Consider the following 2,694-nt stretch of genomic DNA (forward strand, 5'->3'; position numbering starts at 1 on the left):
CGGCGAGATAGCAAAGCTCGCATTCGTAGAGATCCGCTCCAAAATGCCGGCCAAGATCCGCGACAGAAGACGCCGTTCCCAGAACGTCATGGGCCAACGTTCCGTAGAGCCGCACGAGCCTGCGTGCATGGGGACGATCCAGGAACGGAAATGCGCGTAGCAGGCACATGACCTTTCGGTCGTATTCCGCTGCAGGAAAATCGCCGCCAGGCAGCGGTGCATCCGCCGTCCATTCACGTCCGCGCTGCCCGATCTCGCCCGCGATCATCCCAAGGGCTGCTTCGGCAAGTCGCCGGTAAGTCGTGATCTTGCCGCCGAAGACGTTCAGCACGCGCAGCGCGCCGTGACGGTCGACCTTCAGCACATAGTCGCGCGTCGCATCCTGAGCCCGTGCCGCGCCGTCATCATAGAGCGGACGCACGCCCGCGTAGGACCAGACCACCTCTTCCAGCGTCACCGGCTCTTCGAAATAGGCACTGGCTGCCTCGCAGAGGTAACGCGTCTCGGCCTCGCTGATGGTCGCCTCGCCCGGATCTCCGGCAAAATCCTCGTCCGTGGTGCCGATCAGCGTGAAATCCTGCTCATAGGGAATGGCGAAGATGATGCGACCGTCGCGGTTCTGGAAGATGTAGGCGCGTGGGTCATGAAACTTGCGGGGAATGACGATGTGGCTGCCCTTGACCAGCCGCAGGTGATGGTCGGCCGCGTGGGCGCCGAGCAACGGAAGCATTTCGTCTGCCCAGGGTCCCGCCGCATTGACGATCATGCGCGCCCGCACGAATTCCCGCCGCCCATTGTCCATGTCCTGCAGGGTGATCGCCCAATGATCGCCCTCCTCCTCGGCGCGGATCACCTTCGTGTGCGTGCGGATCGAAGCGCCGCGCCTGGCGGCATCCATTGCATTGAAGACCACAAGCCGCGCGTCGTCGACGATACAGTCGGAATATTCGAATGCCTTGCGAAGATGCTTCTTGAGCGGCTTTCCGGCCGGATCCTTGCGAAGGTCGAGCGGGCGCGTGCGGCCGAGGGTGCTGAAACCCCCGAGCGTGTCATAGAGCAGAAGGCCAATCCGGATCAGCCATGCGCTGCTCAACCCTTCGACCACGGGCAGGATGAACCGCCCGGGCCGGATGATGTGGGGCGCGTTGCGCCACAGAACCTCGCGTTCGCGCAGCGCTTCGCGGACGAGCCTAAACTCGGACTGCTTGAGATAGCGCAAGCCGCCGTGCACGAGTTTGGTCGAGGCCGATGAGGTGCCGCTTGCGAGGTCACCCATTTCGGCCAATACGACGGAATAGCCGCGCCCCACGGCATCCCGCGCGATGCCGCACCCATTCACGCCACCCCCCACGATCAACAGATCGAACACGTCCTCGGTCATGAGCGCTCCGGTTGCATCAAGCAACGAACACACCGGACCAGACCGATCGTGCCCCCTCTGCGTCACATGTGCAGCTCAGACTATAATAACAAAAGCGCATCCGTACATAGTCATACCATGTACGGTTACGCGGGTGCGGACGTAGGGAGAGAAGGACGGGGCTATCAGCCCCGACCCAAAGGGCTAAAGCGCGGGAATATCTCCGCGTTCCCAGCCTTCCTGGATCTCGGCGGAGCGGTCGGCGAAGCGTCCGGCCTCGATAGCCGCGCGGATATCCTGCATCAGGCTCTGGTAATAGGCGAGATTGTTCCACGTTAACAGCATGGCGCCGAGGAGCTCATTCGACTTTATCAGGTGGTGGAGATAGGCGCGGCTGTAGTCGCGCGTCGCCGGGCACTCGCTCTCCTCGTCCAGCGGACGATGATCGTCCGCGTGGCGGGCGTTCTTCAGATTGATCTTGCCGTAGCGGGTGAATGCGAGACCGTGCCGCCCTGCCCGTGTCGGCATCACGCAGTCGAACATGTCGATGCCGCGCGCGACGCTCTTCAGGATGTCGTCGGGCGTCCCCACGCCCATCAGGTAGCGCGGCTTGCTCTCGGGCAGCACCGGGCACGTGGCTTCCAGCATTTCGAGCATCACATGCTGCGGCTCACCCACGGCAAGACCACCCACGGCATAGCCTTTGAGATCAAGCGCCTTGAGCGCTTCGGCTGAACGGAGCCGCAAGTTGACGTTATCGCCTCCCTGCACGATCCCGAACATGGCCTTGCCCGGCTGGTCGCCAAAGGCAACCTTGCAGCGCTCGGCCCAGCGGATGGAAAGCTCCATCGCCTTTTCGATCTGCTTCAGCGTCGCCGGCAGCTTCACGCATTCGTCGAGCTGCATCTGGATGTCTGAGTCTAGCAAGCCCTGGATCTCGATTGATCGTTCAGGGCTCATCTCAAAGACGCGGCCATCCACATGCGAGCGGAATTTTACGCCCTCTTCCGTGATCTTGCGGAGTCCAGAAAGCGACATGACCTGAAAGCCGCCCGAGTCTGTCAGGATCGGCCCGGACCAACGCGAAAAAGTGTGCAGGCCGCCGAGCTTCGCCACACGCTCCGCACCGGGACGCAGCATCAGGTGGTAGGTGTTGCCCAGGATGATATCGGCGCCAAGCCCGCGAACCTGGTCCATATACATGGCCTTGACCGTACCACCCGTACCGACCGGCATGAAGGCAGGCGTGCGGATGGTGCCGCGCGGCATGGAAATTTCACCCCGGCGGGCATTGCCATCGGTGGCAAGAACGCGAAATTGGAATGTCTCAGTCA

The 2,694-nt window shown here is 62.3% G+C and carries 2 protein-coding genes; both read right to left on the reverse strand.

Translation table 11 applies throughout. The annotated features are described in order from the left end of the window. The coding region (gene glpD / locus VNZ93_RS13820) for a glycerol-3-phosphate dehydrogenase (RefSeq protein WP_325705885.1) at positions 1-1,381 on the reverse strand (1,381 nt) is incomplete at its 3' end. Between the two features lie 183 nt (positions 1,382-1,564). Next, a partial coding sequence (tgt, locus tag VNZ93_RS13825) for a tRNA guanosine(34) transglycosylase Tgt (protein ID WP_325705888.1) occupies positions 1,565-2,694 on the reverse strand: 1,130 nt, incomplete at its 5' end.

It is taken from the genome of Pseudorhodoplanes sp. (genome assembly GCF_035565795.1).
Taxonomy (GTDB): domain Bacteria; phylum Pseudomonadota; class Alphaproteobacteria; order Rhizobiales; family Xanthobacteraceae; genus Pseudorhodoplanes.